General features: G+C 53.8%; 15 protein-coding genes. 10 read left to right on the plus strand and 5 right to left on the minus strand.

Translation table 11 applies throughout. The features are described 5' to 3' along the window. Positions 1–129 precede the first annotated feature (129 nt). The gene (locus tag NAI64_RS00590; protein ID WP_269296781.1) at positions 130–2115 is read left to right on the plus strand and encodes a monovalent cation:proton antiporter family protein; all 1986 of its coding nucleotides are present in this window, start codon (positions 130–132) and stop codon (positions 2113–2115) included. Between the two features lie 50 nt (positions 2116–2165). Here NAI64_RS00590 and uvrA read toward each other — a convergent pair whose 3' ends face one another. Then, positions 2166–5039, minus strand: a complete 2874-nt coding sequence (gene uvrA, locus NAI64_RS00595) for an excinuclease ABC subunit UvrA (protein ID WP_269296784.1) — start codon at positions 5037–5039, stop codon at positions 2166–2168. 208 nt (positions 5040–5247) lie between these two features. Between uvrA and ssb the strand changes: the two genes are divergently transcribed. Together ssb and NAI64_RS00605 are read left to right on the plus strand one after the other, a co-directional pair. After that, positions 5248–5712: a single-stranded DNA-binding protein gene (ssb, locus tag NAI64_RS00600; protein ID WP_269296787.1), complete on the plus strand. Its 465-nt coding sequence runs from the start codon at positions 5248–5250 to the stop codon at positions 5710–5712. Positions 5713–5826: 114 nt separating this feature from the next. Next, a complete protein-coding gene (locus NAI64_RS00605) occupies positions 5827–7011 on the plus strand; it encodes an MFS transporter (RefSeq protein ID WP_269296789.1) in 1185 nt (394 codons plus the stop codon). A gap of 34 nt (positions 7012–7045) precedes the next feature. On the opposite strand, the gene NAI64_RS00610 is transcribed toward NAI64_RS00605, so the two are convergent. Further along, the gene (locus tag NAI64_RS00610) at positions 7046–8302 is read right to left on the minus strand and encodes an MFS transporter (RefSeq protein WP_269296791.1); all 1257 of its coding nucleotides are present in this window, start codon (positions 8300–8302) and stop codon (positions 7046–7048) included. 311 nt (positions 8303–8613) lie between these two features. Between NAI64_RS00610 and NAI64_RS00615 the strand changes: the two genes are divergently transcribed. Continuing rightward, positions 8614–9498 (plus strand): ZIP family metal transporter, encoded by an 885-nt coding sequence (locus NAI64_RS00615; RefSeq protein ID WP_269297959.1) that lies wholly within the window; start codon positions 8614–8616, stop codon positions 9496–9498. Positions 9499–9633: 135 nt separating this feature from the next. Continuing rightward, positions 9634–11088: a Ppx/GppA phosphatase family protein gene (locus NAI64_RS00620; RefSeq protein WP_269296793.1), complete on the plus strand. Its 1455-nt coding sequence runs from the start codon at positions 9634–9636 to the stop codon at positions 11086–11088. A gap of 9 nt (positions 11089–11097) precedes the next feature. Here NAI64_RS00620 and NAI64_RS00625 read toward each other — a convergent pair whose 3' ends face one another. The 3 genes from NAI64_RS00625 to NAI64_RS00635 form a co-directional block, all read right to left on the minus strand. Beyond that, the gene (locus NAI64_RS00625) at positions 11098–12822 is read right to left on the minus strand and encodes a SulP family inorganic anion transporter (RefSeq protein ID WP_269296794.1); all 1725 of its coding nucleotides are present in this window, start codon (positions 12820–12822) and stop codon (positions 11098–11100) included. Positions 12823–13042: 220 nt separating this feature from the next. Then, positions 13043–15331, minus strand: a complete 2289-nt coding sequence (gene ppk1 / locus NAI64_RS00630; RefSeq protein WP_269297960.1) for a polyphosphate kinase 1 — start codon at positions 15329–15331, stop codon at positions 13043–13045. Positions 15332–15504: 173 nt separating this feature from the next. Then, positions 15505–15954: an Hsp20/alpha crystallin family protein gene (locus tag NAI64_RS00635; RefSeq protein WP_269296795.1), complete on the minus strand. Its 450-nt coding sequence runs from the start codon at positions 15952–15954 to the stop codon at positions 15505–15507. 240 nt (positions 15955–16194) lie between these two features. Here NAI64_RS00635 and NAI64_RS00640 point away from each other — a divergent pair, with 240 nt between their 5' ends. The 5 genes from NAI64_RS00640 to bamC all read left to right on the plus strand — a co-directional run bounded on the left by NAI64_RS00640 (position 16195) and on the right by bamC (position 25529). Continuing rightward, positions 16195–16878, plus strand: coding sequence for a transposase (locus tag NAI64_RS00640; RefSeq protein ID WP_269296797.1), 684 nt, complete (start codon positions 16195–16197; stop codon positions 16876–16878). A 181-nt stretch (positions 16879–17059) separates the two neighbouring features. Further along, on the plus strand, positions 17060–21754 hold the full coding sequence (locus tag NAI64_RS00645) for a glutamate synthase-related protein (RefSeq protein WP_269296799.1): 4695 nt from the start codon (positions 17060–17062) through the stop codon (positions 21752–21754). Positions 21755–21794: 40 nt separating this feature from the next. Next, a complete protein-coding gene (locus NAI64_RS00650) occupies positions 21795–23249 on the plus strand; it encodes a glutamate synthase subunit beta (RefSeq protein WP_269296800.1) in 1455 nt (484 codons plus the stop codon). Between the two features lie 159 nt (positions 23250–23408). Further along, a complete protein-coding gene (gene dapA, locus NAI64_RS00655; RefSeq protein WP_269296801.1) occupies positions 23409–24290 on the plus strand; it encodes a 4-hydroxy-tetrahydrodipicolinate synthase in 882 nt (293 codons plus the stop codon). A 63-nt stretch (positions 24291–24353) separates the two neighbouring features. Next, the gene (bamC, locus tag NAI64_RS00660) at positions 24354–25529 is read left to right on the plus strand and encodes an outer membrane protein assembly factor BamC (RefSeq protein ID WP_269296802.1); all 1176 of its coding nucleotides are present in this window, start codon (positions 24354–24356) and stop codon (positions 25527–25529) included. Positions 25530–25532 lie beyond the last annotated feature (3 nt).

Here is a 25532-nt window from a genome sequence, read left to right on the forward strand (position 1 = left end):
GACGAATTTGGATACAATAGCATCTGCATAAACGGGTATGTCCATGGGAACGTATGATGTAAAAGTGCGTTCCGCATAAAAGCGGACGGTCGTTTTTGTCTGTTAAATAAAGCGCAGTTATTCCATTTCATGCAATCATCCCTAGAATTTGTTTTGCTGATGCTGGGCGCCGCCGTGATCGGCGTGGTCATTTTCCGCTATCTTCAGCTGCCTTCGATTCTGGGGTATCTTGCCGTCGGTGTCGCAATTGGTCCGCATTCGACAGGGCTGGTCAGCGATACGCAATCTCTTGAAGGGCTGGCCGAATTCGGGGTGGTTTTCCTGATGTTTACCGTCGGGCTGGAATTTTCCCTGTCACAGTTGCTGGCCATGCGCAAAATCGTTTTCGGGCTGGGACTGGCTCAGGTATCGATTTCGATGGTGGGTTCCATCATTTTAACGTTTGCCATCGTTTTCGTTTTGCCGCAGCTGGGAACGACGACATGGCAGGCGGCACTGGCTCTGGGGGGCGCATGGGCGATGTCTTCGACGGCGATCGTATCGAAGATGCTCGCGGAACGCATGGAACTTGAAACGGATTACGGGCGCCGTGTCATCGGCATTCTCCTGTTTCAGGATCTGGCGGTCGTGTTGCTGCTCATCATCGTGCCGACGCTGGCGCATGGAACCGGCGATATTTTGCTGATCATCGGTATGGCGCTGGGCAAGACTGCGGTGGTGCTGGTGCTTTTGCTGTTTGTCGGCAAAAAGTTCATGAACAAGTGGCTCGAGATCGTGGCAAGGCGCAATTCTCAGGAATTGTTCATGCTGAACCTGCTTCTGATGACGCTGGGTGCGGCATGGATCACGGAACAGGCAGGCCTTTCCATGGAACTCGGCGCTTTCATCGCCGGTATGCTGATTTCCGAGACGCGTTACAAAAACGAGGTGGATGTCGATATCAAGTCGTTCCGTGACGTATTGCTTGGCCTTTTCTTCATCACGATCGGCATGATGCTCGATATGAGTCTGGTACTCCACTACTGGTGGTTTGTCCTGCTCATTATCGTTTCCGCGTTCTTGTACAAGTTTGCGCTGGCTGCATGGCTGACGCGCCTGTTCGGCGCGTCGCGCGGGGTCAGTCTCAAAACCGGGTTGGCACTGGCTCAGGCGGGTGAATTCAGTTTCGTTCTGGTCAACCAGATATCCGGACTGCAAATGGTGGAACCATGGGTCGTGCAGGTTACGATGGCATCCATGGTGTTGTCGATGCTGGCGGCTCCGTTCATCATTCTCAATGCCGACAAGATCGTCATGCGTTTTTCGGCCAATGAATGGATACAGCAATCGCTGGAACTCACGAAAATCGCCAGTAGTTCGATGGCATTGCAGCGGCATGTCATTCTCGCCGGTTTCGGCAGAACCGGACAGAATATCGCGACCTTGCTCGAGGAAGAGCAGGTGCCTTATCGCGCACTCGATCTGGATCTGGAGAGAGTCAGGAAAGCGGAGGCTGCCGGTGCCAATGTGTCCTATGCCGACGCGACGCGCAGGGAAAGTCTGGTTGCGGCCGGTATTCACCGGGCCTCTTCCCTGATCATCACGTTCGCCAATATCCATGCGGCTTTGCGGGTGCTTTATTACGCCAAGGAGTTGGCGCCGAATTTGCCGGTGATCGTGCGCAGTTACGATGATTCCGATTTCGACAAGCTCAAGGCAGCCGGGGCCGATGAAGTGGTTCCGGAAGTCATCGAAAGCAGTCTGGTACTGACATCACACGCTTTCATGGTATACGGTATTCCGACAAAACGTATCGTCAAACGCGCACAGGCCGCCAGAGCGTCGCGTTATGCCAGACTGAGGGAATATTTCCACGGTGAAACCGATGCCGTGCCGACGGATACCGAATCATACTGGCGCCTGCATGCCTTGCGTTTGCCTGCCGGAGCATCGGCGATCGGCAAGACCGTCGGCGAGCTGGATTTGCCAGCAAACCATGTCGAGATTACCGCTATCCGGCGAGGTACGGAGAAACTGACCGTAAAAGACGATCTGGTGTTTTGTGAAAACGATGTGCTGGTATTGCGAGGGACATCCGAAGGTATCGCGATCGTCGAGGATTTATTGCTGAAATGATGTGCATGACCGGCCTTTTTTCGGTGTGCCGGTCATGCAGGGTATGTGACTTATGGTTTTTTGCGCGGTTTGAGCATGCCTTTCAAATAGCGTCCGGTTATGCTGGCGGATTTGCGTGCGATTTCTTCCGGTGTTCCGGTAGCGATGATTCTGCCGCCGCCCGCGCCGCCTTCCGGCCCCAGATCGACTATCCAGTCGGCGGTCTTGATGACATCGAGATTGTGTTCGATGACGACGACGGTATTGCCCTGGTCGCGCAGACGGTGAATGACTTTCAGCAGCATGTCGATATCCTGGAAATGCAGGCCGGTCGTCGGTTCGTCCAGAATATAGAGGGTACGTCCCGTATCCCGTTTCGACAGTTCCAGTGAGAGTTTGACGCGCTGTGCTTCGCCGCCAGAGAGTGTGGTGGCGCTCTGTCCCAGACGGATATATCCCAGCCCGACGTCGAGCAGGGTTTGCAGCCGTCTCGCGATGGCGGGAACCGGCCGGAAGAATTCGAACGCTTCCTCGACGGTCATGTTCAGCACGTCGGAAATATTCTTGTCCTTGTAAGCGATTTCCAGCGTTTCGCGATTGTAGCGTTTGCCGTGGCAGACGTCGCAGGGGACGTACATGTCCGGCAGGAAATGCATTTCCACCTTGATGACACCGTCGCCCTGACAGGATTCGCAGCGGCCTCCCTTGACGTTGAAAGAGAAACGTCCGGCGGTATAGCCTCTCTCGCGGGCTTGAGGAACACCGGCGAACAGTTCCCGGATCGGAGTGAAAAGACCGGTGTAAGTCGCCGGATTCGAACGCGGTGTCCGGCCGATCGGTGCCTGATTGACGGAAATGACCTTGTCGAAATGTTCCAGTCCCTCGATCGCTTCGTAAGGTGCGGGCTCGGTTTGCGAACCGTACAGATGGTGTGAGACGGCTGCATAGAGTGTGTCGTTGATAAGGGTCGATTTTCCCGATCCCGAAACGCCGGTCACGCAGGTCAGCAGGCCGACAGGGAGTTCCAGCGTGACGTTTTTCAGATTGTTGCCGGAAGCGCCGCGGATGACCAGTTGCCGTTCCTTGTCGGGTTTGACCCGTTTCGACGGTACATCGATGGACAGTGTCCCGTTGAGATATTTTGCGGTCAGCGATTGTCCGGATTGCAGGATTTCCTCAGGTGAACCACTGGCCACGACGTTGCCGCCATGTACCCCGGCGCCTGGTCCCATATCGACGATGAAATCCGCCGTCCGGATGGCGTCTTCATCGTGTTCCACGACGATGACGGTATTGCCGATGTCGCGCAAGTGCTTGAGTGTGGCGATCAACCGGTCGTTGTCGCGCTGGTGCAATCCGATAGACGGTTCGTCCAGCACATACATGACGCCGGTCAACCCGCTGCCGATCTGCGAGGCAAGACGGATACGCTGGGATTCGCCGCCGGAGAGCGTTTCCGCGCTGCGGTCCAGCGACAGATAGTCCAGACCGACATTGTTCAGGAAATGCAAACGCGAGACGATTTCGTTGATGATGCGTTTGGCGATGTCTTTTTTTGCGCCGGTCAGCGACAGATTTTCGAAATAGGTCAGTGCTTCGTCCAACGGCAGGCGGGTCAGTTCGTGAATGGCATGTTTTTGCTCGCCTTCGCCAACCATGACGAAGCGTGCTTCGGTCCTGAGACGTGCGCCATGACATGCGGGGCAGGCACGTTCGTTGATGAGTTTGGCAAGGTCTTCACGAACTGCCATGGAATCGGTTTCGCGATAGCGGCGTTCCAGATTGTTCAGAATGCCTTCAAAGCTGTGTTCGCGTATCCACGGACGGCCGTGGCTGTTCAGATAAGTGAATGGTATTTTTTCTTTTCCGGAACCGTACAGTACGATATGACGGATATTTTCCGGCAGTTCTTCGTAAGGCGTATTGATATCGAAATGGTAGTGATCCGCCAGGTTTTGCAACATCTGGAAATAAAACGGATTGCGCCGGTCCCAGCCCTTGACTGCGCCTGCCGCCAGCGACAGGCCTGGAAAGAGGACGACACGTGCCGGGTCGAAAAATTCGATGTGTCCAAGACCGTCGCATTCAGGACATGCCCCCATCGGATTGTTGAACGAAAACAGTCTCGGTTCCAGTTCGTGCAGCGAGTAGCCGCATTCAGGACAGGCGAACTGGTTGGAAAAAACCTGTTCTTCGCCGGTGTCCATATTGACGGCCAGCGCACGACCTTCTGCTATGCGCAATGCTGTCTCGAAACTTTCCGCCAGACGTTGCTTGATGTCCGGGTTGATTCTGACGCGGTCGACTACGACGTCGATGGTGTGTTTTTCGTTTTTTTTCAGTGCGGGCAATTCATCCACATCGACGACGGTTGCCGGGCGGGTACCGCTTTTGACGCGGAAACGGATGAAACCCTGTGCCTGCATCTGTTCGAACAGATCGGCGTGTTCACCTTTGCGGTTTGCGACGACCGGTGCCAGAATCATCAGTCGCGTGCCTTCAGGCATGGCCAGAACCGTATCGACCATCTGGGATACGGACTGGGCGGTCAGCGGGTTTTCCGGATGCTGCGGACAATGCGGCGTGCCGACGCGGGCGAACAGCAGCCGCAGATAGTCGTAGATTTCGGTGACGGTGCCGATGGTCGATCGCGGATTATGCGAAGTGGCTTTCTGATCGATGGCGATAGCCGGGGACAGACCCTCGATCAGGTCTACATCCGGTTTTTCCATCAGTTGGAGAAACTGGCGTGCATAGGCAGAGAGTGATTCGACATAACGCCGCTGGCCTTCAGCATACAGGGTATCGAAAGCCAGCGATGATTTTCCGGACCCAGAGAGGCCGGTAATGACGATCAGTTTATTGCGCGGCAGGTCAATTGCGATATTTTTCAGATTGTGTGTTCTTGCGCCGCGGATAACGATTTTTTCTTGATTTTCCGACATTGAAAAAGCAGTCCCGTTAATGAATGGCAGACTGTGAATGCATACAGGTTAATCCATTATCATAACGTATTTGACAGTCTTTCACAGAGTGCCGGTATCTTGTGCGCAATGGCAGGAATGTCGAGGATTTTTGCGTCTGGTCGCCGACTGTGTCATATAATGCAGTTTTGTTTACATTATCACCATTCATTCCCATCAGGAGAGAGTCATGGCATCGATCAACAAGGTCATTATCGTCGGCAATCTCGGCCGCGATCCGGAAAACCGATATATGCCGAGCGGCGAACAGGTTACCAGTATTGCTGTTGCCACGACTGATCGCTGGCGCGACAAGGCGACCGGTGACATGAAGGAACAGACCGAATGGCACCGCATTTCCTTTTTCGGCAAACTTGCCGAAATCGCCGGCCAGTATCTGAAGAAGGGATCGCAGGTTTATGTCGAAGGGCGTATCCGGACACGCAAATATACTGACCGCGAAGGAATCGAACGTTATGCTACCGAAATTATCGGGGATACCATGCAGATGCTGGGCAGCCGTCAGGGTGCCGGTGATCCGCCGGAAGATCGTGGTTACCAGCCCGCCGCTCGTCAGACCCAGGGTAATGCCGCCCGCCAGCCCGCAAGCCGTGCGCCGGGATTGTCAGACATGGATGACGATATTCCGTTCTGAAAACGAAGTGAAAACGCAATGAGCCGGCTTCGGGTTCCCGAGCCGGCCTTTTTGTTGTCTGTCTGGAATGTGCGGTATCGGCCGGTAAGCCGCTTTTTCACTACAGTTATGGGTATGAAAATCAGGATAACCCCTTTCGCATGGGTCTGTTTCTCGATGTGCGTCGGCGTGATGGGAACGGCACTTATCAGTCCATTGTATGCGTTGTACAAGCAGGGGTGGCAACTGTCCAACAGTGATGTTACGCTGGTTTACACGGCGTATATGGGAGGTGCTTTTTTCGGATTGATGTGTCTGGGGCGTTTGCCGGACAAGATGGGTTTTTTGTCGGTCATGAAAAAAGGACTGATGCTCATGGGGATCGGGACGCTGGCAAGCATGCTGGCCAGTAATGTCCTGATACTCGATGGCGGGCGTTTTATGGTCGGAATCGCGTCGAGTATGTTGACGACGAGTGCTTCTGTCGGTCTGGTTCAGCTTTCGGTGAAAAACGGGAACCTCCAGCGTGCCGCGACGATCACCAGTCTGTTGATCGCTTTCGGCTTCGGGCTGGGGCCGCTGGTCGGCGGTATCATGGGGCAGTGGCTGCCTTCCCCACTGAGGACGACTTATATACCGACCTTGTTGCTCGGGCTGTTTGCCGTCGTTGCACTGGGCCGTCTCGATATCGAAGATGGTCGGAAAGGAAGACCGGATTTTCGCGATTTTCTTCCGAAACTGGTATGGGCGGACCGGCCGCGCTCACTGGTTTTCTTTTTGTCGAGTTTGTGTGCCTTTATCGCATTCGGCATATTCGGTTTGTATGCGTCGATGGTGCCGGTTTTCCTGCGTGACATGTTGCCCTGGCATGGCCCGTTCGTAAGCGGGACGTCGATCGCCATGATCCTGTTTCTGTCCGCCGGTGTGCAATTGTTTGCCGGCCGACTGCCGACACGGTGGAGCGGTTTTGCCGGCTTGCTGCTTCTGGCGTCCGGGCTGGCGCTGTTGCTTTCCGATATGTGGTTGCATTCTGTACCGGTATTCATACTGAGTGTGCTGGTCACTGCGACCGGACATGGTATGTCGACCCTGGCGGGTATCACGATGGTCAACCGGCTGGCCGATACGCATAACCGTTCCGGCATGATTTCGACTTATCTGATGATCGGGTATATCGGCAGTATGCTGCCCTTGCTTTTGATGGGCTGGATGGCCGACCGTTGGGGTATGGACTGTGCATTGACCGTGTTTTGTTCGTTCATGATGGCGCTATGCGTGACTGTTGCCGTCAGTTTTTTCCGTCATCCCGGAGTGCGCTAGCTGGATGGATCGGTTGCCCTGTCCCGGGGACAGTTCATTTTTTCTGCAAGCCGGTAATGATCCGTTTTCCGGCCAGCCAGACCACCAGGGCAAAAATACCTGTGGCGCACAGTGCCATACTGAAGCTGCCGGTGTATTCTCTGACGGTACCCAGTACCAGGGTCAGCATGACGTTGGCGATATTGGCGATCATGTTCATGAATCCGGCGGCGGTAGCCAGATAAACCGGCGACATGACACTGCCTGTCAGGCTGAAGATGGAGCCGTAATTGGAACCGCCGAGAATGGCGAGCAATATGCCGACTGCCAGCCCGATGCCTGGATGACCGGTCAATCCCAGTACGATATAGAGAATGCCGATTGCCAAAACGGCGGTGTTGGTGATCCAGCTGCGTGAAAACCAGCGCAATAATGTGCTGCCGTAGGCACGGCCCAGTGTGCCGGCTAGCAGAACGAAACCGGTAGCCAGACTCCATGTCATGGCTGTGCTGGTTTCATCCATATCTGCCAGAATGGACGGGAGCCATTGGCCGAGATTGTTCAATGTGCCGTAAGACAAACCGTGGAACATGCCAAGCGCCCAGATCGGAACGGAGGTAGAAACGGTACGGAGTGCCTGAAGCAGGTTGCCCAGCGAACCGGATGATGTGCTGGCGTTTTTACGGATATGGGCCGGCAGGAACAGTGACAAAACGGTAACGGTTACAGCCAGTGCAGCCGGGATGAGATAAGAGAAACGCCATGCCTGATCGCCGAGATAGGGCAGTGTGACGAAGGGCAGCATGGTGCCCAGACAGAAAGCGGCGCCTTGTATGCCTTGTGCCTGTGCGACTTTTTCGGGAGGGGCCAGCATGCCGGTCACCTTGACGCCTGCCAGAAACAGGGTGCCGGAACTCAATCCGGCCATGAAACGCAATCCGGTCGCGAGCATCGGGTTGTCTGGGGCGACAAATGGCAGGCAATTGGCGACGACAGCGATGGCGATGGCGATCAGAAAGCCACGGTATACGCCGATTTTGTCGAGAATCAGGCCGGCCGGAAGCTGGACCAAGCTGTGTGACCAGAGCAGGCCGCTCAAAAAGAGGGAAAGGCCGGCATAACCGATACCGAACAGGGACATGAATTGCGTGCTGAGCGGCGCGACACTCATGAAAAAATATCCTGCGCTGATACTGATGATGGCGGGAAACCAGATGATCGAAAACATGGTGTATGCGGTGTAACAGTAACTGGCCAGTAGCGAAAGGGCGACAAGCGTACAGGCTGGCTTTTCGTCTGGCAATATACCCAAGCACGGGTATGAACAAAAATACTTTTTTTGTTTTCGATTTATACGTTTTCTGAATAAATGTCGGAACATGACGGCAAGGTCGGTCGTATCGTACGGGGATTTGGTAACTGGGATATACTCGATCGGTGATGGCGGAAGGCAAGATGCCGTTTTTGCATGCCGGTATTTTCGGATACCGCGTTGTGGGGGTTGAACCATGCTGACGATAATGTCTGGCATGCGACTGGCGAATGGATTTTGGACAACATATGGAACAGGGACAAATGAAACCGCAGGACAAGAACCGGGCCGGTAGCTGGTGGCTGGCCTGTATGCGTTATTCAGGCAAGCACTGGTTCTATGCCGCTTTTCTTTTGCTCTCTTTGTTGACCATACTGGTACTGTTCATCCAGAGCCTGTTTCATCTCGTATCCGACGGTGTCGGACTGGCGATGCAATATGCGGTTGCAGGTGGTTTGGCGGGGTTCGCCGGGACTGCACTGGGCGCCGTCCCGGCACTGGTGCTGAAACGGTTGCCTGCCTATGTCGAGGATACCATGTTGGGTTTTGCAGCCGGCATGATGATGTCGGCCAGTGCGTTTTCGCTGATTTTGCCGGGACTTGACGCCGGGGCATCCATGACGGGGAACAAGGTTTACGGCGCCGGTATTGTCGTTCTGGGCATGGCGCTGGGCGTTGTGTTGATGCTGAGTCTGGACAAATTCACGCCGCATGAGCATGAAACGATCGGATCGTTCGGCCCTGGCAATGACCGTTTCAACAAGGTTTGGTTGTTTGTGTTCGCGATTTCACTGCACAATTTGCCGGAAGGCATGGCGATCGGTGTCGGATTCTCGCATGCCGATCTGGCGATCGGCTTGCCGTTGACGATCGCCATCGTGTTGCAGGATATTCCGGAAGGGCTTGCCGTCGCGCTGGCGTTGCGAAGTGCAGGTGTCAGCCGTTTGAAGGCCGTTCTGATTGCCGGTGCGTCCGGGCTGTTCGAGCCGCTGGGCTCGCTGTTGGGGATCGGTTTGTCCAGCGGTCTGGCGTTGTCGTATCCGATCGGGCTGGGATTCGCGGCAGGCGCCATGCTGTTTGTCGTGTCTCATGAGGTGATTCCGGAGACGCATCGCAACGGACATCAGACACCGGCGACAGTTGGATTGATGGCGGGTTTTGCTCTCATGATGGTGCTGGATACGACATTGGGTTGAATTCGTACTCGCCGGCAAGGTACATTATTTCAGGTTCTGGTTTTATGTCATACGATGGTAATATGTTTCCGGAATAATCGGTCCGGCTTCGAGAGTCGGAATGGGTATTTGGTCGGTTTGAGAGAAGGCATGTGAATGTTTGCTGCGATAGATCTTGGTTCCAACAGTTTTCGTTTGCATATCGGCGAATATGTCAATGGTGCGATATGTGTGGTCAAGAGCGCCAGAGAACCTAACAGACTGGCAGCCGGACTCGACAAGAATAATGTGCTTTCCAGGGAAGCGATGGATCGTGGGCTGGATGCACTCAAAAGGCTTCGTGCCATTCTGGTGGCTTATCCTCTGTCGGACGTCAAGGTGGTCGCCACCAATACGCTTCGTATCGCCGTCAATGCACAGGATTTTCTGCAGGAAGCCGAAAAGGTTCTCGGATATCCGATCGAGGTGATTTCCGGCGAGGAAGAAGGGCGCCTGATTTATCTGGGAGTGGCCAATGTGCTGGCAAAACCCGAAGAAAAAAGACTGGTGATCGATATCGGCGGCGGTTCGACGGAACTGATCTGCGGTCTGGGACAGGATATCGAACGGGTGGAATCGTTCAGCGTCGGTACGGTACGCCAGAGTCTGGCATTTTTTCATGGCGGAATCATTGACGAGGCATCGTTCGAGGCGGCGATATTGTCGGCTCGCAGCCAGTTCGAGGACGCCGTGGATTATTACCGCAGCAGCGGCTGGACGGCGGTATACGGGTCGTCAGGAACCATCCGGGCGACTGCGGAAATTCTGGCGATCAACCGGATAGGCGACGGTCGTTTCACACTGGAAAATCTGGAGTTGCTCAAGGCGAGAATGATCGAGGCCGGACATTTGAACCGTCTGAAACTTGATGGCATCAAGTCGGAGCGTGCCTCGTCGATTCTGGGCGGGCTGACGATTTTGATCGTGCTGATGAAGGATTTCGGTATCGAAATACTCAAACCGGTCGAGGCGGGCTTGCGTATGGGAATCATGTGGGACATCTATCTGATGTCCACGCAGAAGGATCGCCGTGAGGAAGCGATACGGAATATGCTCAAGCGTTACCATGTCGATGAACAGCGTGCCTTGCGGGTCGCCAATTATGCGCTGGCGATCTACAAGCAAATGGATCCCGACGCTGACCGTTTTCTGAAGCTCCTTTACTGGAGTGCGCTGTTGCATGAAATCGGCATGTTCATTTCACCGACCAATTATCACAAACATGGCGCCTATCTGATCGAGCATGCCGATATGGCAGGTTTCACTTCGCGTGAACAGCGACAGATGAGTCGCTTTGTACTCGGACAGAAGGGGAATCTGAAAAAACTGAACGGCATCATGACGATGCCAGATGCCACCAAGGCGGTATTGGCCTTGAGGCTGGCGGTCATGTTCCAACATGCCAAGGTCAGTTTCAAACCCGAAAAAATCAGGGTACGCGTCAAGTCGCGGCTGGATGTGACCATACCGAAAGAATGGCTGAATCTGTATCCGACCCTGTTGTACTGGCTGGAGCGCGAGTGCGACTGGTGGGAAGATGTCGGTATGGCGCTGACGGTGCGTACGACCTGAGGAAGCGTTTTATTTGAACAGGCTGTAAACGCTTTTTTGGGGGTTGGCCTTGATATGGGCCAGCCGGACGGCGCGCTCGACACTCAGACGGGAAAGCGAGACTTCCGGAAACTGGCGTCCGAGAGTGGATTGCAATATCCGGTGAACGGGATTTTTCAGGCGTGCCAGAATCAGTTTCTTGTTTTCCTTGCGCATTTCCACGAAAAAGTCACGCAGCGCCTCGACACTGGTCGCATCCAGATCCGTGGTTTGTTCCAGACTTAAAATGACGGTATGGACAGGCTGGCTGTCTGCCGAAACGATATATCTGGCTTGCAGCAGGATACGGTCGGCATTGGCGAAAAACATACTCTGATCCGGACGCAGGATCAGGATGCCGGCGACCGGTTGCGCTTCCGGGAAAACCGACAGGCTGACGAAGTCATGGCTCTGGCCGAGACGTCCCAGTACGGATACCGTCGATTTCGAGTTCTGGCGCAACATCATCAGCAGGCTGATGGCGATGGCGATCATCAGTCCCTGCAAGACCCCCAGCAACAGGACGGACAGAACGGATGCGACGATGAGCATGCGGTCGATTTTCCAGTTGAAATACAGTCTGAAACTGGAAAGCGACAACGTCGTCGCCATCGTGGAAATGACGATCGCCGCCAGTACAGGGACGGGAATCCATTCGATGAAAGGCAATACGGTCAGGATGATGACCAGGGTGATGGCCATGGCATACAGGCCCGCCAGACGGGTTTTCGCACCGTAGGCTTCGTTGGCGGCTGTGGCTGAATAACCTGCGCCGACAGGCATGCCCTGGAAGATGCCGGAGACGAGGTTGGAAATTCCCAGAGCGAAAAGGTCACGGTTCGGATAGATGGTGTCATGATGTTTCATCGCGAAACTGCGGATGGAACCGTATGATTCGGCATACAGGATAAAGACCAGCGCGATGCCAATTTCAAAAAGTTGCATCCATTCCGGATAGCTCAAATCGGGCAGGATCGGGTTGTTGAGGTTGAGTTCGATACTGCCGACGTCGGGAATGCCGTATGAGGGCAAGTCGAACACTTTTCCGGCGACGATACCGGCGATGATGACAAGGGTTCCGCTGGGAATATTCCTGAACTGGCCATTTCTGATCCGGCGAAGCCATTCCATCAAAGCCAGAAAAACCAGAGCCAGCACCGTGGCGGCAAGGCAGGCATAGTTCCATGAACGAAATTGTCGCAAGACATCCAGAATGAAAAGAAAAAGGTTGTCTTTCTGGACGCTGATGTTCAGTACGGAGGTGGATTGCTTGATGATGATGACGATCGCCAGTCCGAACGTGAATCCGCGAAGAACAGGTTTGGCGATGAAGTCGGTGACGTTGCCCATGCGGGTGGCTGCTGCCAGCAGGAAAATGATGCCGGTCATGATGACCAGACCGGACGCCAGGATCAGACGCAGTCCGGCATTGTCTTCCGCCATGGTCATGGTTGTGGCCGCAAGAACGACCGCAGAAGACGAAGTCGGAGAAACCAGCGCGAAACGGCTGGAACCCAGCAAACCATAGCACAATAGTCCCGCGAACAGGCCGATGATGCCGGCTTGTGCCGGCAGATTGCCGATGCTGGAATAGGCCAGCGCCTGCGGCAACAGCAATCCGGCGATGGACAGGCCGGCGATAATGTCTTGCCAGTTCAGATAGCCGACGTATCGGGTACGTATTTTCCGCAATGCTTCTTTTGCCGGCAGCTTCATGGGATCGGTTGGGTTGACGATATGTTTGGTACGGTCGTCGCACGTTTCGCTTCATCTCCGGGAGAAGGTGCGATGCAAACGGGTATTTCCGGTATTGTATACAGATTTGGCGAAGCGATATTGTCCGGTGCTCAAAAATGCCGGCAAAAAAGCACTGTACCGCAAACACGTTTGCCGGACGCAGGCGTCCGGCAGGATATCGTAGAGCGGGAAGGGTGGGCTAGCGGTCGGCAGTTTCGGCAGGAATGTCGGTATGCGCTTCAGGGGAAGCGGTATCCGGCTGTGGTTGCATCGTGTCCGGCATGGTCTCTGTCAGTGGCGAATCGTCCGGGATGACGGTTTTTTTATCCGGCGTTTCTGACAGGGAAGCATCCTGAGAGACTGCGATGACATCCGATGGCGTCGGACCGACCAGTTCCTTGTGTACCTGTGCATCGTAAATTCCCGCCAGATATTGTTGTGCGCCGAAGGGCGTCTGTTTCTTGCGTTGTTTGCGTCGGCGGTAGGTACCGTTTGGCAAGAGTTCCCATGAATTGGTATTGTCTCTCAAATAATATTTGAGTCCTTCGGCGATCACCCGTTTTTTCAGTGTCGGGTCAAGTACAGGGTAGGCGACTTCGATGCGGCGGAAAAGGTTGCGTGCCATCCAGTCCGCACTGGAAAGATACAGATCATGTTTGAGATCGTTGCGGAAGTAATAGATCCGTTCGTGTTCGAGAAAACGGCCGATGATCGAGCGGACGCGAATGTTTTCCGACAGACCCGGTACGCCCGGGCGCAATGCACAGGCACCCCGGACGATCAAATCGATTTTCACCCCCGACGAGGATGCCAGATAAAGCGCACGGATGACGGATTCGTCGATGAGGGAATTCATCTTGGCGACGATTCGTGCCGGTCTGCCCTGTCGGGCGATTCTGATTTCATTGAGAATGGCACGTATCAGATGACGGTGCAGGGTAAAGGGTGCCAGCCAGAGATAATCCAGTTTTTTGGGGCGTGTCAGGCTGGTCAGGTGCAAAAACACTTCGTTGACTTCGCTGGTGATTTGCGGATGTGCCGTCAACAAACCGAAGTCGGTATAAAGCTTTGTCGTCGTCGGGTGATAATTGCCTGTGCCGAGATGACAATAATAGCGGTAGGCACCCTGTTCACGGCGGATGACCAGCGCAAGTTTGGCATGGGTTTTCAGTCCCATCACACCATAGACGACTTGTGCACCGGCCTGTTCGAGCTGTTGTGCCCAGTCGATATTCTGTTCTTCATCGAAACGCGCTTTCAGCTCGACGATCACGATGACTTCTTTTCCCTTGCTGGCCGCGGAAATCAGTGCCTGCATCAGTTCGGATGTCATGCCGACGCGATAGATCGTCTGTTTGATGACCACGACATCAGGATCGTCGGCGGCATTGCGGATGAAGTCGATGACGGTTTTGAATGTCTGGAATGGATGGTGCAGCAGGATATCCTTTTTTTTCAGGGTATCGAAGAGGTTGCCGTCATTTTCTGCATCTGGATTGACCGAAGCCTGATAGGGACGGAAATAAAGGGAAGGCGTTTTGACGAAATTGAAGATTTCGGAAAGCCTTACCATATTGACCGGGCCATTGACGCGGTAAAGGTAATCTTCATCCAGACCGAATTCATTGAGCAGGAAAGCGGCGAGATCGTCCGGGCAATTCTTGGCGACTTCCAGTCGGACCGCAGCGCCGAAGTGACGGTTTTGCAAACTGATTTTCAGTGCCTGCCTGAGATTTTTGACTTCTTCTTCGTCAACCCAAAGATCGCTGTCTCGTGTTACCCGGAATTGTGAGTAGGCAATCACTTTTCTTTCGGGGAACAGCTCGGAGATATGAGCGTGGATGACCGATGAAAGCAGACAGAAGGTGATACCGTCGTCAGAGAGTTCGTCGGGCAGCTTGATGACGCGTGGAAGTACGCGGGGTGCCTTGACGATGGCGATTGCGCTGCCTCGCCCAAAAGCGTCTTTTCCTGCCAGTGAAATGATGAAATTGAGACTTTTGTTGGCGACTTGCGGAAACGGATGTGCCGGATCGAGGACGATCGGTGTCAGCAACGGACGGATCTGGCTATCGAAATAGGATTTGACCCATGCACGTTGTGCTTCGTTGCGATCGTTGTGGCTTAACAGGTGAATGCCGTTTTTTGCCAGTTGCGGCAGGATTTTCCGGTTCAGAAGGGAGTACTGGTGTTCCACCAGCGCATGACAGCGGACACTGATCTGGTGCAGCAGGTTTCCGGCATGAGTCAGCGTGGTTTTGTCAGCGCTTTGCCGGGCATGCAGGCTGGAAACACGGATTTCGAAAAATTCATCGAGATTGCTGCTTCCGATACACAGGTAGCGCAACCGTTCCAGAAGCGGCAGGCTTTCATCTTCGGCCTGTGCCAGTACGCGACGATTGAATTCGAGCAGGGAAAGATCACGGTTGAGATACAGATTCGGTTCCAGTGAACCGACAGGCAGGTTCTGGACGGGTTTGGTCACCATGGATGCGCTTTCGGACACGATATATATCCTGACTGTTGGATTTGTTTATAGTCCTATCATAGCAAAAAGAGGTGACAAAATGATGACACCGGGCAATAGCCCGGTGTTTTTGCCCGGTTACTGACCGGATATGGCGATAGTCGCGACGTTTATGAACGGATTTTCAGAGGTGCTCAGTTGATGGTCAATTGGGTGCGTGTCGAGCCGGTTTTTTTGGGCAGTCGCAATTCGAGTACGCCATCATGATAGGTTGCGCTTGACAGGGCGCTGTTGACATCCTGTGCCAGTGCGAAGCTGCGGCTCTGGATGCCGTGATAACGTTCGTTGCGTATCGGCTTGCCGTATACCTTTTCTTCTGCCTCTTTTTTGATTTCAAATTCGATCGTGACCAAATTTCCTTCCACAGTGACTTTGATGTCTTCCTTGGCTACACCTGGCGCATCTGCCTTGATGAAGTAGGCTTCATCTGTTTCGGATACGTCGATTTTGATGCGCGGTTCGGTTTCCCAGTTGTTCCATGGCGAGGCCAGACGGTAGTTGCTGAGAAATTCATCCAGATTGCGCAAAGGTTCGAATCTGCTGATTTCATTGAACGGATTGAAATTGGAAAGCATGTTGGACATGTTTTTCTCCCTGAGGGAAAAGACGGACTGTAACGTTGTCTTTCGGGTTGATGGAATATCGTATGTTGCACTTTCAAGTTAGCGTTTTTTCAAAACGTGTTTTTGAGGGTGATCAACAGGAGGCAGCGATAATTTCGGAAGGGTTTTTCAAATAAAGGGGACAATGTAATAAGAAAATTTGAAATCATGTGATACTATTGGGGACATAGTGATGGAAGCTGCATTTGTCGGAGTGAAACAATGGCAAGAAGCGCAAGACTGGTGATACCAGGCATGCCGCATCATATCTATTTACAGGGCAATAACAGGCAAGATGTGTTCGGTGATGAAGAAGATTATCGTTGTTATCTGGACTGGCTCAGGGAAGCAGCGCGCCAGTATGGTGTCGATATCCATGCCTATGCCTTGCTGAAAAACCGGGTTTATCTTCTGGGGACGCCGTCGGACCAGTCGGGACTGGCGCGCATGATGCAATGGATCGGGCGTCATTATGTGCCTTACTTCAACAAGAAGTACCTTCGGAGCGGAACATTGTGGGAGGGACGGTTCAAGACATCCGTGGTGGAAACGGGGTGTTTGATGGACTGTTGCCGTTATATGGAAATGATGCCTGTTACAAGCGGGTTTGCCGCTACGCCTGAAGCCTACGAATGGTCCAGTTACCGGCATCATGCCGGTATCGCGCCCAGTCCGCTGATACGCGATCATGCTGTTTACTGGGAACTTGGCAATACACCATTCGGGCGTGAAATGGCTTATCGTGAACAATTTTTTCGTGCCGGTATCGATGACAGGCTGGAAAATATCCTGACGATGGGGTGGCCGCTGGGATCGGAGGCATTCATCAGACAACTCGAAGTATCGACGCAACGCCAGTTTCGTATGGGAAAACGGGGCCGTCCTGAAAAATTCGTGTCGAAATAACCGTTTTTTTTGAATGAAAAAATCACAACATATTGTTTTTATTTGTATTATCACTATGTCCCCTTAAAAATATAAAATATTTTTCGAAAACATAATAATAACTCTGACCCCTTTTATTTTTGTTGTGCCGATTGCGAAAAGGATTTATCCTGTTTCGGACAGTTAATTTTCGGGGGTCTATATGTGTGCGCAAGGTTTGTATCATCCATCGTTTGAGCATGACGCTTGTGGCGTCGGGTTCGTTGCCCATATCAAGGGTGTCAAAAGCCATTCCATCATCGAGCAGGGCTTGTTGATACTGAAAAATCTCGACCACCGCGGTGCCGTGGGAGCGGACAAGATGATGGGCGACGGCGCCGGTATTCTGATACAGATCCCGGATCGTTTTTACCGTGAAGAAATGGCGAAGCAAAATGTCGTGCTGCCGCCGCCGGGTGAATATGGTGTCGGCATGATTTTCCTGCCGAAGGAACATGCTTCGCGACTGGCATGTGAGAAAGAAATCGAACGTGCGGTACGCGCCGAAAAACAGGTGGTGTTGGGGTGGCGTGATGTGCCGGTGAATCGCGAGATGCCGATGTCGCCCAAGGCGCGTGAAAAAGAACCGGTGATCCGCCAGATTTTTATCGGTCGTGGTCCGGATATCATGGTGACCGATGCGCTGGAAAGAAAACTGTTCGTCATCCGCAAGGCGGCGGGGCATGCCATCCAGGCACTCGACCTGAAGCATTGCAAGGAATTTTTCGTGCCGTCCATGTCGGCCAGAACGATTGTGTACAAGGGGCTGCTTCTGGCCGATCAGGTACAGGACTATTATCTGGATTTGCAGGATGAACGCTGCGTGTCAGCGCTGGCGATGGTGCATCAGCGTTTCTCGACGAACACGTTTCCGGAGTGGCCGCTCGCTCACCCGTATCGCCTTGTCGCACATAACGGCGAAATCAATACCGTCAAGGGGAATTTCAACTGGTTCCGTGCGCGTGAGGAAATGATGCGTTCCGCCGTGCTGGGCGATGATCTGCAAAAACTGTATCCACTGATGTATGAAGGCCAGTCCGATACGGCCTGTTTCGACAATGCGCTGGAATTGCTGGTCATGTCGGGTTATCCGCTGGCTCATGCCATGATGATGATGATCCCGGAAGCATGGGAAAACCATCAGCTGATGGATGACAATCGCCGCGCATTCTATGAATACCATGCCGCCATGATGGAACCCTGGGATGGTCCGGCGGCGATCGCCTTTACCGACGGGCGCCAGATCGGCGGCGTCCTGGACAGGAACGGTTTGCGTCCTGCACGTTATGTCGTGACGGATGACGATCTGGTCGTCATGGCGTCCGAAACGGGTGTATTGCCGATTCCGGAAACACATATTATCCGGAAATGGCGTCTGCAGCCCGGCAAGATGTTCCTGATCGATCTGGACGCAGGCCGGATTATCGACGACAAGGAAATCAAGGATATCTATGCCAATGCCCGTCCGTATCGTGCATGGACGAATTCGGTTTGCATCAAGCTGCACGAACTGAAGGAACATGCGCATGAAGTCGTGCATTCGGATGTACCGCTGACCTTGCGGCAGGAAGCGTTCGGCTATACGCAGGAAGACCTGAAAATCATTTTGCCGCCGATGGCGCAAAACGGTGAGGAAGCGATCGGCTCGATGGGTAACGATGCACCACTGGCCGTTTTGTCGCACCGTCCGAAACCGCTTTACAACTATTTCCGCCAGTCTTTCGCGCAGGTCACCAATCCGCCTGTCGATCCGATTCGCGAGGAAATCATCATGTCGTTGCTGTCCTATATCGGGCCGAAGCCCAATGTACTGGACACAAACAATGTCAATCCTCAAATGCGTCTGGAAGCGTCGCAGCCGATTCTGGGATTTGCTGAAATGGCCAGCATCCGCAATATCGATGCCTATACGAGCGGCAAATTCCGATCTTATGAGCTCGATATCTGTTATCCGGTCGCCTGGGGCAAGGAAGGTATCGAAGCGCATCTGGCGTCGCTGTGCGCCGAGGCTGTCGATGCCGTCAAATCGGGACACAATATCCTGATCGTTTCCGACAGGAAGATCGGTCCGGATCGTCTGGCGATTCCCGCCCTTTTGGCGACTTCTGCCATCCATCAGGATCTGGTCGCCAAGGGGTTGCGCGCTTCGACCGGTCTGGTTGTCGAAACGGGTTCGGCCAAGGAAACACATCATTTCGCGCTGCTGGCGGGGTATGGCGCCGAAGCGGTCCATCCGTATCTGGTGCTGGAAACGCTCTCCGAGCTGGCACCGAGATTGTCGGCAGAGCTGACACCGGAAAAGGCACAGGCCAATTTCATCAAGGCGATCAACAAGGGGCTGATGAAGATCATGTCGAAAATGGGGATTTCGACATACCGATCCTATTGCGGTGCGCAGATTTTCGAGGCGATCGGTTTGTCCGATGCGCTGGTAGAAAAATATTTCAGGGGAACAGTGTCCAGTGTCGGCGGTATCGGTGTCTTTGAAGTGGCAGAAGAATCGCTGCGTCTGCACCGGATGGCATTCGGCGCACGCCAGCAGCCGGTACGTTTTCTGGATGTCGGTGGGGAATACGCTTTCCGCAAGCAGGGCGAGGAACATATGTTCACGCCGGATGCGATCGCGAAGTTGCAGCATTCGACGCGTGCCAACAGTTATGCGACCTACAAGGAATATGCGCAGATCATCAATGACCAGTCACGTCGCCAGATGACCTTGCGCGGTCTGTTCGAATTCCGGTTCGATCCGGCACGTGCCATTGCGATCGACGAAGTCGAACCGGCCAAGGAAATCGTCAAACGCTTTGCGACCGGTGCGATGTCTCTGGGGTCTATCAGCGCCGAAGCGCATGCGTCTTTGGCAATCGCCATGAACCGGATCGGCGGTAAATCCAATACCGGCGAAGGGGGCGAGGATCCGCGCCGCTATGAAAACGAACTGGCAGGTATTCCGATCAAAAAAGGAGAAACGCTTTCTTCCATTCTGGGCAAAGACCGGATCGTATCCGATATCGAATTGCAGGAAGGCGACTCGCTGCGTTCACGTATCAAACAGGTCGCATCAGGCCGTTTCGGTGTGACGGCAGAGTATCTGAATTCAGCCGATGAAATCCAGATCAAGATGGCGCAGGGCGCCAAGCCGGGTGAAGGGGGACAGCTGCCGGGTGGCAAGGTCTCCGAATATATCGCCAGCATGCGTTTTTCAGTCCCGGGTGTCGGTCTGATTTCGCCGCCCCCGCATCATGACATTTATTCCATCGAGGATCTGGCACAGCTGATTCACGATCTGAAAAACGTCAATCCAAGGGCGACGATCTCGGTCAAGCTGGTTTCCGAAGTGGGCGTCGGTACCATCGCTGCCGGTGTCGCCAAGGCCAAGGCAGACCATATCGTGATCGCCGGACATGACGGCGGTACCGGTGCATCGCCCTTATCGTCTATCAAGCATACCGGCTCGCCGTGGGAAATCGGTCTGGCTGAAGCACAGCAGACACTGGTGCTGAACAATTTGCGTGGACGTGTACGGATTCAGGCCGATGGGCAGATGAAGACAGGACGGGATGTCGTGATCGCAGCAATTCTGGGTGCCGATGAAGTGGGATTTGCCACGGCGCCGCTGGTTACGCAGGGCTGTATCATGATGCGCAAATGCCATTTGAATACCTGTCCGGTCGGCGTGGCGACGCAAGATCCGGAATTGAGAAAGAAATTCAGCGGCAAGCCGGAATATATCGTCAATTACCTGTTTTTCGTGGCCGAGGAAATGCGGCAGATCATGGCACAGCTCGGTATCCGAAAATATGACGATCTGATCGGACGTGTCGATTTGCTGGAAAAATCGAAAGCAATCGCTAACTGGAAGGAAGCTGGTCTGGATTTCAGCCGTCTGTTTTACGATCCGGTCGTGGATCAGGATGTCCACAAACGGCATCAGGAAGAACAGGATCACGGTCTGGAAAAGGCTATCGATCACCGGCTGATTCTCCAGTCTGCCATCGCACTGGAAAAAAAGGAAAAAATTTCGTTTATCTATCCGATCAAGAATGCGAACCGCAGTGTGGGGGCGATGCTCTCCGGCGAGGTCGCGCGCCGATTCGGACACGAAGGGTTGCCCGACGATACGATCCATATCCAGTTGCAGGGGACGGCAGGCCAGTCGGTCGGTTCTTTCCTGGCGCATGGCATTACGCTGGATTTGGTGGGAGAGGCGAACGACTATGTCGGCAAGAGCCTTTCCGGCGGGCGCATTATCGTCAGACCGCATGCACAGTTCCGCGGACAGCCGGAACGCAACATGATTGCCGGCAATACAGTTTTGTATGGCGCGATTTCGGGTGAGGCTTATTTCTACGGTATCGCGGGCGAACGGTTTGCCGTACGCAATTCAGGTGCACTGGCTGTCGCCGAAGGCTGTGGCGATCATGGTTGCGAGTACATGACAGGCGGTACAGTTGTGATTCTGGGTGAAACCGGACGCAATTTCGCGGCCGGGATGTCCGGCGGTGTGGCCTATGTATACGATCCGGACAAAACGTTTGAACGCCGGTGCAATCTGTCCATGGTCACGCTGGAGCCGGTATTGTCCTGTTTCGAACAGGAAGCCTCCGTGGAAAAGGCGGTATGGCATCGTCTGTCACGCCACGGACAGCCTCAAACGGATGAAGCGATCCTGAAACATTTGATCGAAAACCATTTCACCTATACCGGCAGCATGACAGCGCGCAGGTTGCTGGAAGACTGGTCGAATTGCCGGTCGTGTTTCGTCAAGGTGTTTCCGATGGAATATCGTCGTGCATTGCAGGATTTGTATGCCGAGGAAAAAAGCGCAGAAGACAACGTGGCCGTGGTTGCCGCTTGATGCGGATGCCATGTCAACAGTAACCGGATAGAGGTGGAAAATGGGAAAAGTAACGGGTTTCATGGAATTTGACCGCATTGAGGAAGTGCATCTGGAGCCCAAGGAGCGAGTCAGGAATTACCGGGAATTCACGCTGACATTGGCGGATGATCAGGCTCGCCTTCAAGGGGCGCGTTGCATGGATTGCGGTATTGCGTTTTGCAACAATGCCTGTCCGCTGGGCAATCTGATTCCTGATTTCAACGATCAGGTTTATCACGGCAATGATGCGGATGCGCTGGAAAAACTGCATGCGACGAACAATTTTCCGGAAATTACCGGACGAGTCTGTCCTGCATTATGTGAACCGGCCTGTTCGCTGGGACTAATCAAGGAACCGGTCGGTATCCGCTCGATCGAGCGTTTCATCATCGAAAAGGGCTGGGAAAACGGTTGGGTCGTTCCGCGTCCGGCAGTACACAAGACCGGCAAGACCGTCGCGATCGTCGGTTCAGGTCCTGCCGGTCTGGCGGCAGCGCAGCAGCTGGCGCGTGCCGGACACGATGTGACAGTTTTCGAGAAGAACGACAAGATCGGTGGGTTGTTGCGTTATGGTATTCCGGACTTCAAGCTGGAAAAACAGATTATCGACCGGCGGCTGGAGCAGATGAAGGCCGAAGGCGTTGTATTCAAAACCGGCGTGCTGGTCGGCAAGAATGTACCGTCATGCATTCAGAATATGGCTACGGAAACCTTGGATCCGGAAAGCCTGATCCAGTCGTTCGATGCAGTTGTTCTCGCGTGCGGTGCCGAGCAACCCCGTGAACTCGATGTGCCGGGTGCCGATTTGCAAGGTGTCTGTTTCGCCATGGAATATCTGTGCGCGCAAAACAAAAAGGATGCAGGCGACAAGTCGCGCAATCGCCTGAATGCAGAGGGCAAACGTGTCGTCATCATCGGTGGCGGGGATACGGGGTCCGATTGTGTCGGCATCGCCAACCGGCAGGGGGCGGCCAGCATTCTCCAGTTCGATCGCAACGCACGTTTGCCCGACTCGGTGGACAAGGCCATGGTCTGGCCGTACTGGCCGAAACAGTTCAGGACGTCATCGTCCCAGGAAGAGGGTTGTGATCGTGACTTCGGCGTCATGACCAAGCGTATTGAAGGCAAGCGCGGCAAGGTTGAAAAACTGATTGTCTGCCGAGTCGAACAGGTGGGCGGAAAATATGTCGAAATACCTGGCAGCGAATTCGAGATTCCGGCGGATATGGTCATCCTGGCCATGGGGTTTGCAGGACCAGCGGCACCGGTCCTGGACGCTTTCGGTGTTGAAAAGGATGGTGCAGGCAATGCGCGAGCCTTACTGGATGGTGACGACCGGTTCAAGACGTCTGTCGCCAAGGTATTTGCTGCCGGAGACGTACGACGCGGGCAGTCGCTGGTGGTCTGGGCATTGCACGAAGGCAGGGAATGTGCGCAGGCTGTCGATCGTTTCCTGACAGGCGAAATGCTTTAACAATCTGAAACAAATTTATGGCATGATTGACGATATTTCACCTGCCTGTGCTGATATATTGCCTGAGTTGAGGTAGTATTATTGCTATTGCGCATGAATTTAATCCCGGTACCGCCAGCGGCGGTACCGGTTACAATCTTTTTTGACAGTTAGATCATGATGAAAATCGAAGGCAGTATAGTTGCATTGGTTACCCCAATGAATGCGGATGGCAGTGTCGATCTCGATAGCGCTCGCCGTCTGATGGACTGGCAGATCGCCGAAGGAACCGATGCATTGTCCGTCGTCGGTACGACCGGCGAATCGCCGACTGTGAATGTTGATGAACATGCCGAAATGATCCGTGTTGCCGTGGAACACTCCGGCAAGCGGATTCCGGTCATTGCCGGAGCGGGGGGCAATTCCACCGCCGAAGCCATTGCGCTGACGCGCTATGCACAAATGGCCGGTGCCGATGCATCACTGCAAGTCGTTCCCTATTACAACAAGCCGACCCAGGAAGGGTTGTACCAGCATTTCAAGAGCGTGGCCGAAGCGGTCGATTTGCCGATGATTCTGTATAACGTTCCGGGCAGAACGGTCGCCGATTTGTCCAATGAAACGATTCTGAGACTGGCGGAAATACCGAATATCATCGGTGTCAAGGATGCCACCGGCAATATCGCACGGGGAATCGATCTGCTTCGTCGTGTGCCGGAGGGTTTTTCGGTTTATTCCGGTGACGACTCGACCGCGCTGGCACTGATGCTGTGTGGCGCAAAAGGCAATATTTCCGTTGTCGCCAATGTCGCTCCGAAAACCATGCACCTGATGTGTGCGGCAGCGATCAGGGGTGATGTCGCAACGGCACGCAAGCTCAACAATCTGATGGTGCCGTTGAGCCAGCAGCTGTTTGTGGAATCGAATCCGATTCCGGTCAAGTGGGCCTTGTCCGAAATGGGCATGATTCCGCCTGGCATCCGGTTGCCACTGGTTCCGCTGTCCGAAGGATGCAAGGAAGGTGTCAGAAAAGCGCTGAAGGATGCGGGTGTACTTGCCTGATCCGAAACTTGAAAAATTGGCAGTTAGCCTCCCTGAAAATAGTGAAGCCAGGAAGCTGAACGTATGGTGTTGAACAAGAAAGTCGGTCCTGTTTTGATCGGATCGTTGGCGGTTCTCGCGTTGTCGTCGTGCAGTTCGATCGACAGCATGCTTGAAGCGGATCGTATTGATTATAAAAGCGAAGCATCCAAGACACAGGGGCAACGACTGGAAATTCCGCCCGATCTGACACAGTTGCAGCGAGATAACCGGTATGCCATTCCGGAAACAGGAACGGTGACGGCATCAGACTACAACCAGCAGCGTCAGGAGGCCAGACCCGGTGTGGCGGTCGGTGCTGTCGGCGGTGTCGTGGCACCCAATGAAGCGACGGATATCCGTATCGAACGGGATGGTAGCCAGCGTTGGCTGGTCGTGAACCGTTCTCCGGAAGTGTTGTGGCCACAGATCAGGGATTTCTGGCAGGATAACGGCTTCCTGATCAATATCGATTCGCCCGATACCGGTATCATGGAAACCGACTGGGCGGAAAACAGGGCTAAATTGCCACAGGATATTATCCGCAGGACGATCGGCAAGGTTTTCGATGCATTGTATTCGACCGGAGAACGGGACAAGTTCAGAACGCGACTTGAGCGCAATGCCGACGGTACGACCGATATTTTCATCAGCCATCGTGGCGCACAGGAAGAAATCGTCGGTGTGAACCGTGATACGACCATGTGGACCGCACGTGCATCCGATCCGGAACTGGAAGCGGAATTTCTCTCTCGCCTGATGGTTCAGCTAAGCGATATGAACCAGAAGGAAAAAGCCAGGGCCAGAGCGATTGCAGAACGCAAGACAGTGGTTTTGCCTTCCAGGGCGACCCTCGTCAAGGGAAGCGACAGTTACAAGGTCGTTGTGGATGAAACGTTCGACAGAACATGGCGTCGCGTTGGCCTGGCGCTGGATCGTGTCGGTTTCACGGTTGAGGATCGTGACCGCTCGAAGGGGTTGTATTTCGTCCGCTATGTCGATCAGGACAGCGAAGCCAAAAGTACGCCGGAAAACGAGAAAGGTTTCTTCTCGAATCTGTTCTCTTTCTCGAGCAGTGAAAAGCAGATCGAACGTTACCAGATTTCCATACAGGAAACCGGTGGCAAGAGCGAAATTGTCGTTCTGGACAGCAGAGGGATACCCGAAACGACATCCACGGGCCGCAAGATCATGAATCTTCTGTATGAACAGTTGAGATAACAT

Source organism: Oxalobacter paeniformigenes, assembly GCF_027158465.1.
GTDB lineage: Bacteria > Pseudomonadota > Gammaproteobacteria > Burkholderiales > Burkholderiaceae_D > Oxalobacter > Oxalobacter paeniformigenes.

Excerpts from the sequence above, each read along its gene's own strand:
- NAI64_RS00650 (WP_269296800.1), top strand. The coding sequence starts at position 21,795 with ATGGGAAAAGTAACGGGTTTCATGGAATTTGACCGCATTGAGGAAGTG.
- dapA (WP_269296801.1), top strand. The coding sequence starts at position 23,409 with ATGAAAATCGAAGGCAGTATAGTTGCATTGGTTACCCCAATGAATGCG.
- NAI64_RS00645 (WP_269296799.1), top strand. The coding sequence starts at position 17,060 with ATGTGTGCGCAAGGTTTGTATCATCCATCGTTTGAGCATGACGCTTGT.
- ssb (WP_269296787.1), top strand. The coding sequence starts at position 5,248 with ATGGCATCGATCAACAAGGTCATTATCGTCGGCAATCTCGGCCGCGAT.
- NAI64_RS00640 (WP_269296797.1), top strand. The coding sequence starts at position 16,195 with ATGGCAAGAAGCGCAAGACTGGTGATACCAGGCATGCCGCATCATATC.
- bamC (WP_269296802.1), top strand. The coding sequence starts at position 24,354 with ATGGTGTTGAACAAGAAAGTCGGTCCTGTTTTGATCGGATCGTTGGCG.
- NAI64_RS00590 (WP_269296781.1), top strand. The coding sequence starts at position 130 with ATGCAATCATCCCTAGAATTTGTTTTGCTGATGCTGGGCGCCGCCGTG.
- uvrA (WP_269296784.1), bottom strand. The coding sequence starts at position 5,039 with ATGTCGGAAAATCAAGAAAAAATCGTTATCCGCGGCGCAAGAACACAC.
- NAI64_RS00605 (WP_269296789.1), top strand. The coding sequence starts at position 5,827 with ATGAAAATCAGGATAACCCCTTTCGCATGGGTCTGTTTCTCGATGTGC.
- NAI64_RS00625 (WP_269296794.1), bottom strand. The coding sequence starts at position 12,822 with ATGAAGCTGCCGGCAAAAGAAGCATTGCGGAAAATACGTACCCGATAC.
- NAI64_RS00620 (WP_269296793.1), top strand. The coding sequence starts at position 9,634 with ATGTTTGCTGCGATAGATCTTGGTTCCAACAGTTTTCGTTTGCATATC.
- ppk1 (WP_269297960.1), bottom strand. The coding sequence starts at position 15,331 with ATGGTGACCAAACCCGTCCAGAACCTGCCTGTCGGTTCACTGGAACCG.
- NAI64_RS00635 (WP_269296795.1), bottom strand. The coding sequence starts at position 15,954 with ATGTCCAACATGCTTTCCAATTTCAATCCGTTCAATGAAATCAGCAGA.
- NAI64_RS00615 (WP_269297959.1), top strand. The coding sequence starts at position 8,614 with ATGCGTTATTCAGGCAAGCACTGGTTCTATGCCGCTTTTCTTTTGCTC.